General features: G+C 62.5%; 15 protein-coding genes. 9 read left to right on the top strand and 6 right to left on the bottom strand.

The window, feature by feature from the left end; all coding sequences use genetic code 11:
- Window positions 1–43: 43 nt before the first annotated feature.
- The 4 genes from LPW39_RS10830 to LPW39_RS10845 are packed head-to-tail and all read right to left on the bottom strand — an operon-like array spanning window position 44 to window position 3,481.
- The gene (locus LPW39_RS10830) at window positions 44–637 is read right to left on the bottom strand and encodes a hypothetical protein (protein WP_230774496.1); all 594 of its coding nucleotides are present in this window, start codon (window positions 635–637) and stop codon (window positions 44–46) included.
- A 53-nt stretch (window positions 638–690) separates the two neighbouring features.
- Complete coding sequence (locus tag LPW39_RS10835; protein WP_230774502.1) at window positions 691–1,677, bottom strand: HpcH/HpaI aldolase/citrate lyase family protein; 987 nt, start codon at window positions 1,675–1,677, stop codon at window positions 691–693.
- Window positions 1,678–1,689: 12 nt separating this feature from the next.
- Window positions 1,690–2,478, bottom strand: coding sequence for a trans-aconitate 2-methyltransferase (tam, locus tag LPW39_RS10840; RefSeq protein ID WP_230774503.1), 789 nt, complete (start codon window positions 2,476–2,478; stop codon window positions 1,690–1,692).
- A 16-nt stretch (window positions 2,479–2,494) separates the two neighbouring features.
- Window positions 2,495–3,481, bottom strand: a complete 987-nt coding sequence (locus LPW39_RS10845) for a malate dehydrogenase (RefSeq protein WP_230774505.1) — start codon at window positions 3,479–3,481, stop codon at window positions 2,495–2,497.
- 277 nt (window positions 3,482–3,758) lie between these two features.
- Here LPW39_RS10845 and LPW39_RS10850 point away from each other — a divergent pair, with 277 nt between their 5' ends.
- The 8 genes from LPW39_RS10850 to LPW39_RS10885 all read left to right on the top strand — a co-directional run bounded on the left by LPW39_RS10850 (window position 3,759) and on the right by LPW39_RS10885 (window position 11,725).
- The gene (locus LPW39_RS10850; RefSeq protein WP_230774511.1) at window positions 3,759–4,553 is read left to right on the top strand and encodes a GntR family transcriptional regulator; all 795 of its coding nucleotides are present in this window, start codon (window positions 3,759–3,761) and stop codon (window positions 4,551–4,553) included.
- Between the two features lie 135 nt (window positions 4,554–4,688).
- Window positions 4,689–5,123 (top strand): succinate dehydrogenase, cytochrome b556 subunit, encoded by a 435-nt coding sequence (sdhC, locus tag LPW39_RS10855; protein ID WP_230774512.1) that lies wholly within the window; start codon window positions 4,689–4,691, stop codon window positions 5,121–5,123.
- A 43-nt stretch (window positions 5,124–5,166) separates the two neighbouring features.
- Window positions 5,167–5,532: a succinate dehydrogenase, hydrophobic membrane anchor protein gene (gene sdhD, locus LPW39_RS10860; protein ID WP_133858580.1), complete on the top strand. Its 366-nt coding sequence runs from the start codon at window positions 5,167–5,169 to the stop codon at window positions 5,530–5,532.
- 22 nt (window positions 5,533–5,554) lie between these two features.
- Window positions 5,555–7,360 (top strand): succinate dehydrogenase flavoprotein subunit, encoded by a 1,806-nt coding sequence (gene sdhA / locus LPW39_RS10865; protein ID WP_182345269.1) that lies wholly within the window; start codon window positions 5,555–5,557, stop codon window positions 7,358–7,360.
- A 31-nt stretch (window positions 7,361–7,391) separates the two neighbouring features.
- Window positions 7,392–8,096 (top strand): succinate dehydrogenase iron-sulfur subunit, encoded by a 705-nt coding sequence (locus tag LPW39_RS10870; RefSeq protein WP_021026927.1) that lies wholly within the window; start codon window positions 7,392–7,394, stop codon window positions 8,094–8,096.
- Between the two features lie 15 nt (window positions 8,097–8,111).
- Entirely contained in the window at window positions 8,112–8,405 is a 294-nt protein-coding gene (locus LPW39_RS10875) for an FAD assembly factor SdhE (RefSeq protein WP_021026928.1), read from the top strand.
- Between the two features lie 20 nt (window positions 8,406–8,425).
- Entirely contained in the window at window positions 8,426–9,736 is a 1,311-nt protein-coding gene (locus LPW39_RS10880) for a citrate synthase (protein WP_230774517.1), read from the top strand.
- 132 nt (window positions 9,737–9,868) lie between these two features.
- A complete protein-coding gene (locus LPW39_RS10885) occupies window positions 9,869–11,725 on the top strand; it encodes a phosphoethanolamine transferase (protein WP_230774519.1) in 1,857 nt (618 codons plus the stop codon).
- Here LPW39_RS10885 and LPW39_RS10890 read toward each other — a convergent pair.
- Window positions 11,722–12,915, bottom strand: coding sequence for a PA0069 family radical SAM protein (locus tag LPW39_RS10890; RefSeq protein ID WP_407928836.1), 1,194 nt, complete (start codon window positions 12,913–12,915; stop codon window positions 11,722–11,724). The two genes, LPW39_RS10885 and LPW39_RS10890, sit on opposite strands and share 4 nt — an antisense overlap.
- 266 nt (window positions 12,916–13,181) lie before the next feature.
- Here LPW39_RS10890 and rnk point away from each other — a divergent pair, with 266 nt between their 5' ends.
- Window positions 13,182–13,595: a nucleoside diphosphate kinase regulator gene (rnk, locus tag LPW39_RS10895; protein ID WP_230774521.1), complete on the top strand. Its 414-nt coding sequence runs from the start codon at window positions 13,182–13,184 to the stop codon at window positions 13,593–13,595.
- Between the two features lie 10 nt (window positions 13,596–13,605).
- Here the strand turns inward: rnk and LPW39_RS10900 are convergent, their stop codons facing one another.
- A complete protein-coding gene (locus tag LPW39_RS10900) occupies window positions 13,606–14,790 on the bottom strand; it encodes an acyltransferase family protein (RefSeq protein ID WP_330166609.1) in 1,185 nt (394 codons plus the stop codon).
- Window positions 14,791–14,829 lie beyond the last annotated feature (39 nt).

Raw genomic sequence — 14,829 nt, forward strand, 5'->3', positions numbered from 1 at the left:
TGGGGCGCTCGCAAGGCGTCGGGCAGCCGCGCCGCTGTTCTTATCAGCGGCCGTTGCCTTCAAACAGTGCGGCAGGTGGGTTTTTCTTGATGGCTTCGGCAACCTGGTTTTGCTCAGGGCTCATGCATTCGTCGGCCAGGCGCTGACCGAGCTTGCGGTTGATCAGCATGGACTTGTTGGCCACCTGCAGCCACATGGCGCCAGCGTGCTGGTCTTCCAGGCGGACGGTGCCGGTGGAGGTGGCGACAGGTGCCATGTGGTACTTGAAGCCCTTGCCTTCAACGAAGAAGTAGCCGGGGTTGACCGAATCCTTGGCGATATTGATCGAGGCGCCCAGCTCACAGTTGATACGGCCTTGGTAGACCTGTTCGGCAATGGCCAGCTCGGCGGGGGTCAGGGTCTGCTGGGCAGGAATGGCGGCAGCCGCAGTGGCGGCGCCGGCGCCCGCGGCGACCGCAGCACCCTTCCTGGCGGTGGACGCACGCTTGGCAGGGGCCTTTTTGGCCGGTGCCTTCTTGGCGGCGGTCGTCTTGGCCGCAGCCGGCTTGGCTGCCTTTTTCTCTTGCGCCTGCACACTGCCCATGGCCAGAGTGAGTGCAGGAACCAAGACCAACAAAGAAATCACGCGATTTTTCATAACAACTCCCGCGATACAACGCAAGAAACAGGAAAAGGGCTGGACCCGGATGGTTACAGCCACTCCCGCACTGTACCCGGCAACGGACAACCCGTCTGCGCGGCACGCTCCAAAATTTGCCAAAAGTAACGATAACTTGCACGGTCATGCAAGACCCCGTCGACGCTGATCGGCGCCCATTGCGCGTCGGCCGCTGCCCGCACGATGCGGGCCGCCTCATCGACCTGGCTCTGCGTCGGCGCGAAGGCCTGCAGGATGGGCCGGATCTGCGCGGGGTGGATGCTCCACATGCGGGTGTAGCCCAGCTCGCCATAGGCGCGGCGGGCGGCCTGCTCCATCGCATCGGGGTTCTTGAACTCGGTCACCACGCAGTGCGACGGCACCTTGCCATAGGCGTGGCAGGCGGCGGCGATCTCCAGCTTGGCGCGCAGCACCAGCGGATGCGTGAACTGGCCTTGCACGCCCATCGCGCTAGAGGGGATGGCGCCGCCATGGGCGGAGACAAAATCCATCAGGCCAAAGCTGATGCTTTGTACGCGGGGGTGGGCGGCAATCTCGAAGGCGCGGTGCACGGCCTGCGGCGACTCGATCAGCGCATGCAGCGGCACCGGGGTGCTGGTGGCCGACTGCAGCAAGCGGTCAACCTTGTCGATGTCATCGACCGACTCGACCTTGGGCACCATGATGTGGCAGAGCTGCTCGCCCGCCTCACCGGCGATGGTGGCGATGTCTTCGGCCAGCGCCGCGTGGTCGGCCGCATGCACGCGGGCGGCCACACGGGCACCGGGCGCAGCGCTCTTGGCGAGCGAGGCGACCAGCTGGGCATGGGCCTTTTCCTGGCCAACGGCTGCGCCGTCTTCGCAGTCCAGGGTCACATCGAACACGCAGCGGCCGAACTCTTCCATCATCTGCGCCTGCAAGGCCAGGCTCTTGCGCATGCGGTCTTCCACGCCACTGTAGTGGTCGCAGACCGGCAGTGCCAGGGCCCCAGACTGGGCGCCGAGCAGTACCTGTGCGGGATGGATGGCGGAGACACTCATGGCTACTGATCGTCAGATGGGGCGGCGGGCCACCAAAAACAAGCGGGGAAAGGCCAGCAGACGCCGGCCATCGCTGCGCAGCGCGTAGGCGGCGTCGATGCGGCGGGTGTACTCGGCCACAAAGCTGGTTTGCAGCTCGGCACTCAGAGGCTGGAGAAACGGTCGCAGACCGGTGCCACGAACCCATTGGACAATCGCCTCCGCACTGTCCATTGGGTGCTGGTATGCCGTACGCCAGGCATCCACCTGTGCATCACGGGCCAACACATCGTAGTAATCATTCAAGGCCAGCAAATCCGTGCGCAAGGCATGCGGATCGCCGATCTCTGCAGCCCAGGGCTGCAGCGCTGCCACCTCGCGCATCAGGCGGTGGGTGGGCTCATCGCGGTTGTCCGGCATCTGCACGGCCAGTACGCCACCGGGCGCCAACATGCCCATCAAGCGGGGCAGCAGCTGCGCGTGGTCGGGCACCCATTGCAGGGCCGCATTGGCAAAAATCAGGTCGGGCAAACGCCCGTTGTGCAGTGGAGCCTGCCAATGGGCGATGTCACCCTGCTCAAAATGCACATGCGCAAGACGCTGGCGCGCAGCGGCCAGCATGTCTTGCGACTGGTCGATACCCAGCACCCGTGCATGCACGAAGCGCTGGGCCAGCAGCTCGGTGGAATTGCCCGGCCCGCAACCCAGATCCACCACATAGGCGGTATCGCTGGGCAGGGCCACGCGCGCCAGCAGTTCGGCGGCCGGGCGCGTGCGCTCGCTCTCGAACCGGCTGTAGAGCTGGGCATTCCATGCAAGCATGCGGATCGGCCTTGGATTACAGCAGGTGCTTGACGCCGTCCTGCTCGCCTTGCAGCTCAGCCAGGGTCTTGTCGATGCATTCTTGCGAGAACGCGTCGATTTCCAGACCTTCGACGATCTTGTATTCGCCGTTTTCGGTGGTCACGGGGAAGCCGAAGATGATGCCGGCAGGGATGCCGTATTCGCCGTTCGAAGGCACGCCCATGGTCACCCATTCGCCAGCAGAGCCCAGGGCCCAGTCACGCATGTGGTCGATGGCAGCATTGGCAGCCGATGCAGCCGACGACAGGCCACGAGCGGCAATGATGGCGGCGCCACGCTTGCCCACGGTTGGCAGGAACACGTCCTTGTTCCAGGTCTGGTCGTTGATCGCTTCCTTGACCGACTTGCCGTCCACGGTGGCGAAACGGTAGTCGGCGTACATCGTTGGCGAGTGGTTGCCCCAGACGGTCAGCTTGCGGATATCGCCCACCTTGAAGCCGCCCTTGGCAGCCAGTTGCGAGGCAGCGCGGTTGTGGTCCAGACGCAGCATGGCGGTGAAGTTCTTCGCTGGCAGGTCCGGAGCCGACTTCATCGCGATGTAGGCGTTGGTGTTGGCAGGGTTGCCAACCACCAGCACCTTGACGTTGCGCGAAGCGACAGCGTTCAGGGCCTTGCCTTGGGCGGTGAAGATCTGGGCGTTGGCAGCCAGCAGGTCAGCACGCTCCATGCCTGGGCCGCGAGGACGGGCACCCACGAGCAGTGCGTAGTCGGTGTCCTTGAAGGCTTGCAGCGGGTCGCTGTGGGCTTCGATACCGGCCAGCAGAGGGAAAGCGCAGTCTTCCAGCTCCATGATCACGCCCTTGAGCGCGTTCTGTGCCTTCTCGTCAGGAATTTCCAGCAGTTGCAGGATGACAGGCTGGTCCTTGCCCAGCATTTCGCCCGAAGCGATGCGGAACAACAGGGCATAACCGATTTGACCAGCGGCACCGGTAACGGCGACACGTACGGGCTTCTTGCTCATGGGAAAACTCCAGAAAATAGAAATGAGGTGTCCAAGCAGGCCAGCATCGGAGAGGGTGTCAAACGACTGGAATCGGCGATCGGGAGGCCCCGATGGCAGGTCTGTAAACAGCGCGTAAGTGTACTCTTGAACAGATCACTCAGTCAATTTGTCTTATGTCTTATATAAGATATGATTGGCCCCTGATGCGCTATACAATGCGCGCTGTAATTTTGAACCGTTGGATGCTACATCCACCGTGACACCCGAGAGATTGAATCTCTCCCAAGACAAGCGCATGACATCTTCCACCCCCAATGCAAACGACACCGGCATCCCGTCCGCTGGCGACAGCGTGGGTGGTGCGACCCCGGCCTTCAGCCCCCTCTACCAACAAATCAAAGGCCTGATCCTGCAAAGCCTGGAGGCAGGCGCCTGGAAACCGGGCGAGATGATCCCCAGCGAGATGGAGCTGGCCGCCCGCTACCGCGTCAGCCAGGGCACCGTGCGCAAGGCGATCGACGAGCTGGCCGCCGAGAACCTGCTGCTGCGCCGCCAGGGCAAGGGCACCTTTGTAGCCACCCATGCCGAGCGCAATGTGCAATACCGCTTCCTGCGTCTCCTGCCGGACAGTGGCGACCTCAATGAAGAAGGTCCGGCGCAGCGCAACATCATCTCCTGCCGCAGCATCAAGGGCCCCAGCGAGATCTGTAAGCTGCTGCAGGTGCCCACCGGTGAATCGCTGATCCATGTGCGCCGGGTGCTGGTTTTTGCCGGTATTCCCACCATCGTGGAAGACATCTGGCTGCCCAGCAGCAGCTTCAAGGGCCTGTCAGCCGAGCAGATGCGCGACTACCCTGGCGCCACCTACGCCATGTTCGAGGTGGAATACGGTGTACGCATGGTGCGCGCCCAGGAAAAACTGCGCGCCGTGCTGCCCGATGCAGCCCAGGCCCAATTGCTGGATATCGACGGACAGACCCCACTGCTCAGCGTGGAGCGCGTCGCTTACACCTATAACGATGTTCCCATGGAATTACGACGAGGCCTTTATCGGACGGACACCCACCATTACAGCAATACCCTGAGCTAATGCACCGGTCAAGTCTGAGTAGTCACCACGGGGTTAAAGAGAAACCCTTAGACCTGCGCGCTGCATTGCAATAAAATTTTGCAGGTTTGCGCCTAGCGATTACATAGCAGTTACATCCACGAAAGATTTCACACCATGACAGATACCACGAAGAAGCGGCCTGAGTTTCGCAATATCAACATGCTGACGGACCTGCCGGGCTACCGTTTCCCGGTGGCAGCCATCCTGTCGATCCTGCACCGCGCCAGTGGCCTGGTCATGTTCTTCCTGCTGCCATTCGTGGTCTGGCTGCTCGACACCTCGATCTCCTCCGAATACTCCTACGCCCGTTTCACCGCTGCCTTCAACACCGGTGCCGGCATCTTCGCGGGCTGGTTCATCAAGCTGGCCGTGCTGGCACTGATCTGGGCCTACCTGCACCACTTCTGCGCTGGCCTGCGCCACATCTGGATGGACGTCTCGCACAAGTCGGTGAACAAGGAATTCGGCAAAAGCTCGGCCATCGTCTGCTTTGCCATCAGCCTGGCGCTGACCGCCATCCTGGGTGCCAAGCTGTTCGGCTTGTACTGATCGCCCGCGACTGCATTTACTGATAAATAAGAAAGGATTCCCCATGTCCGTCAATTACGGCTCCAAACGCGTCGTGACCGGTGCGCACTACGGCTTGCGCGACTGGCTGGCCCAGCGCATCACCGGCTTGCTGATGGCCTTGTTCACCGTGGCCCTGCTGGCCCAGGTGCTGATGATCAAGGGCCCTATCGGCTACGAACAGTGGGCAGGCATCTTCTCCCACCAGTGGATGAAGTTCATCACCGTGGGCACCCTGGTGGCCTTGGCCTACCACGCCTGGGTCGGTATGCGTGAAATCCTCATGGACTACGTCCAGCCCGTCGGCCTGCGCCTGGTGCTGCAGATTTTTGTGCTGGTCTGGCTGGTGGGCTGCCTCGGCTGGGGCCTGCAGGTTCTGTGGCGTCTGTGATACCCGCGATTGAAAGAGAACAATGAGCTATACAAAAGAGAACATCACCAAGCGCAAGTTTGATGTCGTCATCATCGGCGCAGGCGGCTCCGGTCTGCGCGCTGCGCTGGAACTGTCCAAGGCCGGCCTGTCCGTGGCTGCCTTGTCCAAGGTTTTCCCCACCCGCTCGCACACCGTGGCAGCACAAGGTGGCGTGTCCGCCTCGCTGGGCAACATGTCGCCCGACAACTGGGAATGGCACTTCTACGACACCATCAAGGGCTCGGACTGGCTCGGTGACCAGGATGCGATCGAGTTCATGTGCCGCGAAGCACCCAAGGTGGTGTACGAGCTGGAACACTTCGGCATGCCTTTCGACCGCAACCCCGACGGCACGATCTACCAGCGCCCCTTCGGCGGCCACACCGCCAACCACGGCGAAAAGCCCGTGCAACGCGCTTGCGCAGCGGCTGACCGTACCGGTCACGCGATGCTGCACACGCTGTACCAGCAAAACGTCAAGTCCAAGACCAACTTCTTCGTGGAGTGGATGGCGCTCGACCTGATCCGTGACGAATCCGGTGACGTGATCGGCGTGACCGCCATCGAACTGGAAACCGGCGACCTGTACGAGCTGCATGCCAAGGCCGTGCTGCTGGCCACCGGCGGCGCTGGCCGTATCTTCCAGGCATCGACCAATGCCTTCATCAACACCGGCGACGGCCTGGGCATGGCTGCACGTGCAGGCATCCCGCTGCAGGACATGGAGTTCTGGCAGTTCCACCCCACCGGCGTGGCCGGCGCGGGCGTGCTGCTGACCGAGGGCTGCCGTGGTGAAGGCGCTATCCTGCGCAACAGCGATGGCGAGCGTTTCATGGAGCGCTATGCGCCTACCCTGAAGGATCTGGCTCCGCGTGACTTCGTGTCGCGCTCGATGGACCAGGAAATCAAGGAAGGCCGTGGCTGCGGTCCGAACAAGGACTACATCCTGCTGGACATGACCCACCTGGGTGCAGATACCATCCGCAAGCGCCTGCCTTCGGTGGAAGAAATCGGCCACAACTTCGCCAACGTGGACATCACCAAGGAACCGATTCCTGTGGTGCCCACCATCCACTACCAGATGGGCGGTATCCCCACCAACATCAACGGCCAGGTCGTTGTCTGGGATGGTCAAGAGAACAAGGTGGTCAACGGCCTCTACGCAGTGGGCGAATGCTCCTGCGTGTCGGTGCACGGCGCCAACCGCCTGGGCACGAACTCGCTGCTGGACCTGCTGGTCTTCGGCAAGTCGGCCGGCAAGCACATCGTCAACTACGTCAACGGCTACGGCGAATTCAAGCCCATGCCTGAGAACGCATCGGACTTCTCGCTGTCGCGCCTGAACAAGCTCGACGAGTCGACCAGCGGCGAGTACGCACAAGACGTGGCCAACGACATCCGCGCCTGCATGCAGCTGCACGCTGGCGTGTTCCGTACGCAAAAGAGCATGGACGAAGGGGTCAAGAAGATTGCCGACATCCGCGCCCGCGTTGGTGGCGTAACCTTGAAGGACAAGTCCAAGGTCTGGAACACCGCCCGCATGGAAGCGCTGGAAGTGGCCAACCTGATCGAAGTGGCACAAGCCACGATGGTCTCGGCCGCCGCCCGCAAGGAATGCCGTGGCGCCCACACCGTGGACGACTACGAGCACCCTGCTGACGATCCCAAGTACCCACTGGGCCGCAATGACATCGACTGGCTCAAGCACACGCTGTGGTACAGCGCCGCCAACAGCCTCGAGTACAAGCCCGTGCAACTCAAGCCGCTGACCGTGCCGTCGGTACCGCCCAAGGTTCGTACCTTCTAAATCCACGCAGCCCACGAAAGAACATCCCAAAATGAAGCGTACTTTCAAAATCTATCGCTACGATCCCGATAAAGATGCCAAGCCGTACATGCAAACCGTGGAGGTGGAGCTCGACGGTCATGAGCGCATGCTGCTGGACGCCCTGGTCAAGCTCAAGGAACTCGATCCATCGATCTCCTTCCGCCGCTCCTGCCGCGAAGGCGTCTGCGGTTCGGACGCGATGAACATCAACGGCAAGAACGGCCTGGCCTGCCTGACGAACATGAACACCCTCAAGGGTGACATCGTCTTGAAGCCACTGCCCGGTCTGCCCGTCATCCGCGATCTGATCGTGGACATGACCCAGTTCTTCAAGCAGTACCACTCGATCAAGCCTTACCTGATGGCTGACAGCTTTGTCGCCAACGAGAAGGAGCGCCTGCAGTCGCCCGAAGAGCGCGAAGAGCTCAACGGCCTGTACGAGTGCATTCTGTGCGCCAGCTGCTCGACCAGCTGCCCATCGTTCTGGTGGAACCCCGACAAGTTCGTGGGCCCTGCCGGTCTGCTGCAGGCCTACCGCTTCATCGCCGACAGCCGCGATGACCATACCGGTGAGCGCCTGGACAACCTGGAAGACCCCTACCGTCTGTTCCGTTGCCACACCATCATGAACTGCGTGGACGTGTGCCCCAAGCACCTCAACCCCACGAAGGCGATTGGCAAGATCAAGGAACTGATGGTTCGCCGCGCAGTGTAAGAACCAGATTGAGCAATGATGGAAAACGAACTGCTGGATGAACGTGCGCGCGATCTGCTGCGCTGGCGTAGTCGCCGAGGCCTGGTGGAGAACGACATCTTTGTCGAGCAGTTCTTCCGCACATACGGAGCAAGCCTGAATGTCCGCCAGGCGCAAGGGCTGACCACTTTGATGAACCTGTCGGACAACGACCTGCTGGACTTGATGCTCAGGCGCAAGGAACCAACAGGCGACCTCGACACGCCAGATGTTCATGAAGTGCTGGAGATGCTGCGCAGCCGAAAACCACGCGCATCTCTTGCGGACTAACTCGAGAAGGAACCAGTTTTATGAAACTAGCAGACAACAAAGCCACGCTATCGTTTAGCAACGGCGCAGCAAGCGTAGACCTTCCGGTTTACCAGGGCTCGATCGGCCCGGATGTCATCGACATCCGCAAGCTGTACGCGCAGACCGGCATGTTCACGTACGACCCCGGTTTCCTCTCGACGGCTGCCTGCCAGTCGGCCATCACCTATATCGATGGTGACAAGGGCGAACTGCTGTACCGCGGCTACCCCATCGAGCAGCTGGCCAAGAACTGCAACTACCTCGAAACCTGCTACCTGCTGCTGTACGGCGAGCTGCCCAATGCAACGCAGAAGGCCGAGTTCGAAGACACGGTGACCAAGCACACCATGGTCAACGAGCAGATGCAGTTCTTCCTGCGTGGTTTCCGCCGCGATGCGCACCCGATGGCCGTTCTGACGGGCCTGGTGGGCGGCATGTCGGCCTTCTACCACGACAGCACCGACATCACCAACCCCGAGCACCGCAACATCGCTGCGATCCGCCTGATCGCCAAGCTGCCCACGCTGGTGGCCATGGCCTACAAGTACGGCACGGGCCAGCCTTACATGTACCCGAAGAACGACCTGTCCTATGCAGGCAACTTCATGCGCATGATGTTCGGCAACCCTTGCGAAGAGTATGTGGTGAACCCGGTGGTGGAGCGCGCACTCGACCGCATCTTCATCCTGCACGCAGACCATGAGCAAAACGCGTCGACCTCGACCGTGCGCCTGTGCGGCTCCTCGGGCACCAACCCGTTTGCAGCCATCTCCGCTGGTGTCGCCTGCCTGTGGGGCCCTGCCCACGGCGGTGCCAACGAAGCCTGTCTGAACATGCTCGAAAGCATCCAGGCCAATGGCGGCATCGCCAAGGTCGGTGAGTTCATGGAGCAGGTCAAGGACAAGTCCAGCGGCGTCAAGCTGATGGGCTTTGGCCACCGCGTCTACAAGAACTACGACCCACGCGCCAAGCTGATGCAGGAAACCTGCAACGAGATCCTGGCCGAACTGGGCCTGGAAAACGATCCGCTGTTCGCACTGGCCAAGCAAGTTGAAAAGATTGCGCTGGAAGACGACTACTTCGTGTCGCGCAAGCTGTACCCGAACGTGGACTTCTACTCCGGCATCGTGCAACGCGCCATCGGCATCCCTGTGAAGCTGTTCACCGGCATCTTCGCACTGGCCCGCACCGTCGGCTGGATCGCCCAGCTCAACGAGCAAATGGCCGATCCTGAGTACAAGATTGGCCGTCCACGCCAGCTGTACACCGGCTCGGTGGTGCGCGACGTGCAGCCTATCGCCAAGCGCTGATAGACCGACCCTGGCAGTGCTTGCGCTGCCAGGTGCTGCGATCGCAACCGCTTCAAAACCCGCTTCGGCGGGTTTTTTCATGCCAGCAGGCGTATTAATCGCTTGTTAAGCTGGCGCGCCGACGATGGCGGGATGAATTTCTTTGCCCGGTTTATCACTTCCACAGGCAAGGCCGCCAGCACGGCGGCGTTCCCGCCCCATTCGCCCGATCTGCCCTTCAGCGCTGACCTGGCCACCACCGCACCCCACCAGCCGGCACGGCCCGTGTGGCTGTGGAGCCTGGTCGTCAGCCTTTGGCTGGCCAGCGTAGGCAATCTGGCGTTGTGGAAGGCGATATCGCAGGCCGAGGGGCTGAGCAGCACCCAACAATGGATCTTGGGCCTGAGCCTGGGGACAGCCATTGCCTGCGCCTGCTGGGCACTGTTGAACCTGATCAGCTGGGGCCGTGCCGCCAAACCGGTGATGATTGCGCTGTGCTGGGTAGCGGCCTTTGCCGCCTGCTTCATGCTGAACTACGGTATCGCCATTGATGCATCGATGCTCACCAATGTGCTGCAGACCGATGTCAAGGAAGCGGCCGACCTGCTGCACTGGAGCCTGGTGGTCACCGTGGGCGCCATCGCCATTCCGCCCACCTGGTGGATCTGGCGCCAGACCCTGGCCCAGCGCTCTGGCTGGCGCCCGGTGCTCAAGCAGCTGGGCATGGTGCTGCTGGCCTTGCTGGCCATGGTGGTGGTCGTGATGGCGGGTTTTCGCCCCATCTCGTCGGCCATGCGCAACCACACCAACCTGCGCTACATGATGAACCCGCTGTCGACCGTCTATGCCGCAGGCAACCTGGTGGCCCAGCAAATCCACCACCGCGACACGACCCTCTACCCGATTGGCGAAGACGCCAAGCTCGGCGCCAGCTATGCGGGCCAGACCACGTTTCCGATCTATGCATTGGTAGTCGGCGAGACAGGGCGCGCGGGCAATTTTGCCGTCAATGGCTATGACCGGCCCACCACGCCTTTGCTGTCTGCGCGCGACGATCTGGCAGTCGCCACCAATGCCTGGTCCTGCGGCACCAGCACCGCCGTGTCGGTGCCATGCATGTTCTCCCACCTGGGCCGCAGCAGCCAGGACAGTGGCAAATCCTATGAAAACCTGCTTGATGTCTTGCAGCGCGCCGGCCTGGCCGTCCTCTGGGTCGAGAACCAATCGGGCTGCAAGGGCGTCTGCGCCCGCGTGCACAACGCCAACACCGAGACCGACCTGCCCGCCGCGGCCCGCAAGGCGCTCTGCCAGGACGGTGAGTGCGTGGACATGGCTTTGCTCGATGGCCTGGACGAGCGCATCAACGCGCTGCCCGCCGAGCAACGTGCCAAGGGCGTGGTGGTGGTGCTGCACCAGATGGGCAGCCATGGTCCGGCCTATTTCAAGCGCTCGCTGAGCCAGGACAAGCGCTTCAGCCCCGAGTGCAACAACGTCAATCTGCAGGCCTGCGACCGCGCCTCGCTGATCAACGCCTATGACAACAGCGTGGTGGCCACCGACCGCATGCTGAGCGGCCTGATCGACTGGCTGGCCAGCAAGGGCCAGCGCCAGCCCACGGCCATGATGTATGTGGCCGACCATGGCGAGTCGCTGGGCGAGAACAATATCTACCTGCACGGCCTGCCCTATTCCGTCGCGCCCGATGTGCAAAAGCATGTGCCCTGGATCACCTGGCTCTCCCCCGCCATGCAGCAACGCATGGGCATGCGCACCAGCTGTCTGCAGCAAGCCGTGGGCACGGCCCGCATCAGCCACGACAACCTGTTCCACTCGATGCTGGGCCTGACCGATGTGCAGACCGCGCTGCACCAGCCCGATCTGGACATTTTTGCCAGCTGCAAGGGCTCTGCGCCGCCCGCAACCCTCGCGCACCTGGCATCCGCCACGCCACTGCCCGGCGGTGCAGCGCAGCAGCCTGCCGCCGACACTGCAGCGCGCAAGCGCAGCTAAAACAGATCGCCCTGCCCGGGGTGCGGCGCCTGCCTGCTGCTCCCCTGGCGCGCCGCCAACGGCAACTGCCGGGCGCGCCAGGCCTCAAAACCGCGCCAATCCATCTCCAGCCGCTCGCGCCCATAGCCCAGCTGCGCGCAGGCGCGCACAAAGCGCTGGCGCACCAGGTCGGCCCACAGGCCCTGGCCCTTCATGCGGCTGAAGGACTGGCTGTCATAGCTCTTGCCGCGCAGCCGGTCGGCCTCGCTGATCTGGTGCAGGTCGCGCACCCGCTGCATCACCCGGGCGGCGCGCTGCGGGTAATGGGCCTGCAGCCACTGCTGGAAAACGCCATTGAGCTCCCAGGGCAGGCGCAGCACGGTGTAGAAGGCGGTGCTGGCACCGGCCTCGCGTGCGGCTGCCAGCACCTCCTCCATGTCCTCGGTCAAAAACGGAATGTGCGGCGCCACACTCACGCCCACCGGAATACCCGCCTCCACCAGCCGGCGTATCGTGCGCAGCCGGCGGTGCGGAGCCGCTGCCCGTGGCTCGAGCAGCCGGGTCAGCTGCGGATCCAGGCTGGTGATGGTGATGTAGACCGCCGCCGCATTCTTGCGCGCCGCTGCCGCGATCAGGTCGATATCACGCTCCACGGCGCTGCTCTTGGTGATCAGTGAGAACGGGTGCTCGGCCTCGCTGAGCACCTCGATCAGCTGCCGTGTCAGGCCCAGCTCCCGCTCGATCGGCTGGTAGCAATCGGTGGCGGAGCCGATATTGAGCGAGGCCGGCTGGTAGCGCGGGCGGCTGATCTCGGCCTTCAGCACCTGGGCAATATTGGTCTTCGCGAACAGCTGGGTTTCAAAATCCAGCCCCGGCGAGAGGTTCAGGTAGCTGTGGTACGGCCGGGCATAGCAGTAGATGCAGCCATGCTCGCAGCCCCGGTAGGGGTTGACCGAATGATCAAAGAAGATATCGGGTGAGTCGTTTTTCTGAATCGCGCTGCGCGCTCGCTCCTCATGCACCTGGGTCGGCAGGTTCTCGGCGTCCTTCTGCCACCAGGCGCCTTCTTCCAGATGCTGATGCGCATCGCCTGCCTCAGGCGCCTCAGCCGCTGCTGGAGTCCAGCCATCGTCGGCCCATTCCCGTACATCGCTGGCAAAACGGTGGCGTGGTGCACCCACCGCACCACGCCCCTTGCGTGCCACTGGCAGTGGCACGCGCACTGGCACGGGCCCATCCAGTTCGTCCGCGCAGCGTTGCAGAGCCTGCGGGTCTTCAAGCGGGGCGGTATTGACGGTGTGGATGGAGGGATGGCGGGCAGTCATGAAAACTGTTTTTATATACAGTATTTCTATCCATTGTGCGCCATCGCCACCCCGCTTGCAAGCGCCACCAAAACCAGGGCTATTCGCACCGTTTTGGTGCGAAATGGGGCATGGCCTACATTCGGGGATTACATACTCCGGAGGAAGTTTTCATGTCTCGCAAACCCCAACTCATCCTGTCATCCCTGGATGTGGACCGCTTGGAAGCGCTGCTGGAGGCCATGCCGGCGAGTGCCTTCCCCGGCAAGGCGGATCTGGAGGCCGAGATTGCCCGTGCCGATATCGTGGAGCCCAGTGATATTCCGCCGGATGTGGTGACGATGAACTCCACGGTGAACTTTGACATTGCCGAATCGGGCAAGCAGTTCCAGCTGACCCTCGTCTACCCCAAGGATCTGGACGACACCAGCAGCAAGATTTCGGTGTTTGCACCAGTGGGCAGTGCGCTGCTGGGCCTGTCGATTGGCAATGAGCTGGCCTGGCCGTCAGTGGGCGGAAAAACCATGACGGTGCGCGTGACCGGCATCAGCTACCAGCCCGAGCGGGCTGGCGATCTGCACCGCTGAGGCAGCCGATTTACATCGACAGACGTGCGCTGACCAGGCTGACAAGCAGGCCGGCACCGACCAGACCCAGCTCCCAACGGGCCACCGAACGCAGGCTGGGCGTTCGCGCCTCGACACCCAGGTAGAGTGCGCGCCCAGCCAGCAGCGACAGCGCAAAGGCCAGGCCCATGCCCAGCCAGTTCAGCCAGGGCTGGCTCGGCCAGACATGCGATACCACCGCGTTGCACAGCACCACGATGGAAAAGTGCACCAGAAACACCGAGTAGCCCATTTGGCCCAGCGACTGCAGCCAGCGCACGGGGGCCTGGCGGCCCAGCCAATCGACCAGGCGGCCATCCGAGGGCACACGCATCAGCCACAGCAGGGCCACGGCGCCGCACAGCGCCACCGCAATGCGCAGGCGGAAGTCCACTTCCAACGACACAAAACCCAGCGCCAGCAGCCAGGCCGTCCAGGTCCAGGGCTTGGCGCTTTGGCTGCCCCAGTAGGCCAGCATGCCCATGCCATAGGCGCCGATAAAGTAGACAAACCACATGTCCAGTTCGCTGTGGCGGTTGAACACCAGCAGCGACAAGGCCGTCAGCGCCAGCACCACCCACTGGCCCAGTTGCAGGCCCAGCCACTGGCGGGCCCAGCGGCGGCTCAGCGCAAACAACAGGGTGACAGCGGCAAACAGCTGGAAGTCAATCGCCACATACCAGACGCCTGCCGACAGCGCGTCTTCACCGCTGATGTCTTGCAGCATCAGCGCATTGGCGATCAACTGCTGCCAAGTGGGTTCGGCGGGCACGGATTCATGGGCAAACCAGGGCCGCACCAGCGCTGCGATGAGCACCGCCAGCAACAGCGCGACGGAGTAAGGGGCGAGCAGGCGCAGCGCACGCTGGCCAATCTTGGCCAGGGGGCTGCCAAAGCGGGCTACCCCTTGGGGCGCCAGGCTGGCCGCCGACAAAAAGCCGCCCATGACCAGGAAAATCTGCACGGCAATGCGCGCATATTCGGCCAGCCAGTCAATGATTGCGGGGGTGACTTGCGCTGCGACATCCGACATCGGGCCATAGAACGCCAGGTGGTGCCAGACGATGGCAGCACAGCAAGCTCCTTTGGTCATGTCCAGCCACAGATTTCGTTTGTTATGGGTTGTTGTGGTAGGCAAGATAGTCTCTGGCCAGCTACTCCACAATGGGCAAGCCATTGCAACGCAGGCCGGCAATGTTCTGACAAGGATGTGGCA

It is taken from the genome of Comamonas koreensis, assembly GCF_021026195.1.
GTDB classification, from domain to species: Bacteria; Pseudomonadota; Gammaproteobacteria; order Burkholderiales; family Burkholderiaceae_C; genus Comamonas; species Comamonas koreensis.

Excerpts from the sequence above, each read along its gene's own strand:
- LPW39_RS10875 (WP_021026928.1), top strand. The coding sequence starts at position 8,112 with ATGATGGAAAACGAACTGCTGGATGAACGTGCGCGCGATCTGCTGCGC.
- rnk (WP_230774521.1), top strand. The coding sequence starts at position 13,182 with ATGTCTCGCAAACCCCAACTCATCCTGTCATCCCTGGATGTGGACCGC.
- LPW39_RS10870 (WP_021026927.1), top strand. The coding sequence starts at position 7,392 with ATGAAGCGTACTTTCAAAATCTATCGCTACGATCCCGATAAAGATGCC.
- tam (WP_230774503.1), bottom strand. The coding sequence starts at position 2,478 with ATGCTTGCATGGAATGCCCAGCTCTACAGCCGGTTCGAGAGCGAGCGC.
- LPW39_RS10900 (WP_330166609.1), bottom strand. The coding sequence starts at position 14,790 with ATGGCTTGCCCATTGTGGAGTAGCTGGCCAGAGACTATCTTGCCTACC.
- LPW39_RS10830 (WP_230774496.1), bottom strand. The coding sequence starts at position 637 with ATGAAAAATCGCGTGATTTCTTTGTTGGTCTTGGTTCCTGCACTCACT.
- sdhD (WP_133858580.1), top strand. The coding sequence starts at position 5,167 with ATGTCCGTCAATTACGGCTCCAAACGCGTCGTGACCGGTGCGCACTAC.
- LPW39_RS10835 (WP_230774502.1), bottom strand. The coding sequence starts at position 1,677 with ATGAGTGTCTCCGCCATCCATCCCGCACAGGTACTGCTCGGCGCCCAG.
- LPW39_RS10845 (WP_230774505.1), bottom strand. The coding sequence starts at position 3,481 with ATGAGCAAGAAGCCCGTACGTGTCGCCGTTACCGGTGCCGCTGGTCAA.
- LPW39_RS10885 (WP_230774519.1), top strand. The coding sequence starts at position 9,869 with ATGAATTTCTTTGCCCGGTTTATCACTTCCACAGGCAAGGCCGCCAGC.
- LPW39_RS10850 (WP_230774511.1), top strand. The coding sequence starts at position 3,759 with ATGACATCTTCCACCCCCAATGCAAACGACACCGGCATCCCGTCCGCT.
- sdhC (WP_230774512.1), top strand. The coding sequence starts at position 4,689 with ATGACAGATACCACGAAGAAGCGGCCTGAGTTTCGCAATATCAACATG.
- sdhA (WP_182345269.1), top strand. The coding sequence starts at position 5,555 with ATGAGCTATACAAAAGAGAACATCACCAAGCGCAAGTTTGATGTCGTC.
- LPW39_RS10880 (WP_230774517.1), top strand. The coding sequence starts at position 8,426 with ATGAAACTAGCAGACAACAAAGCCACGCTATCGTTTAGCAACGGCGCA.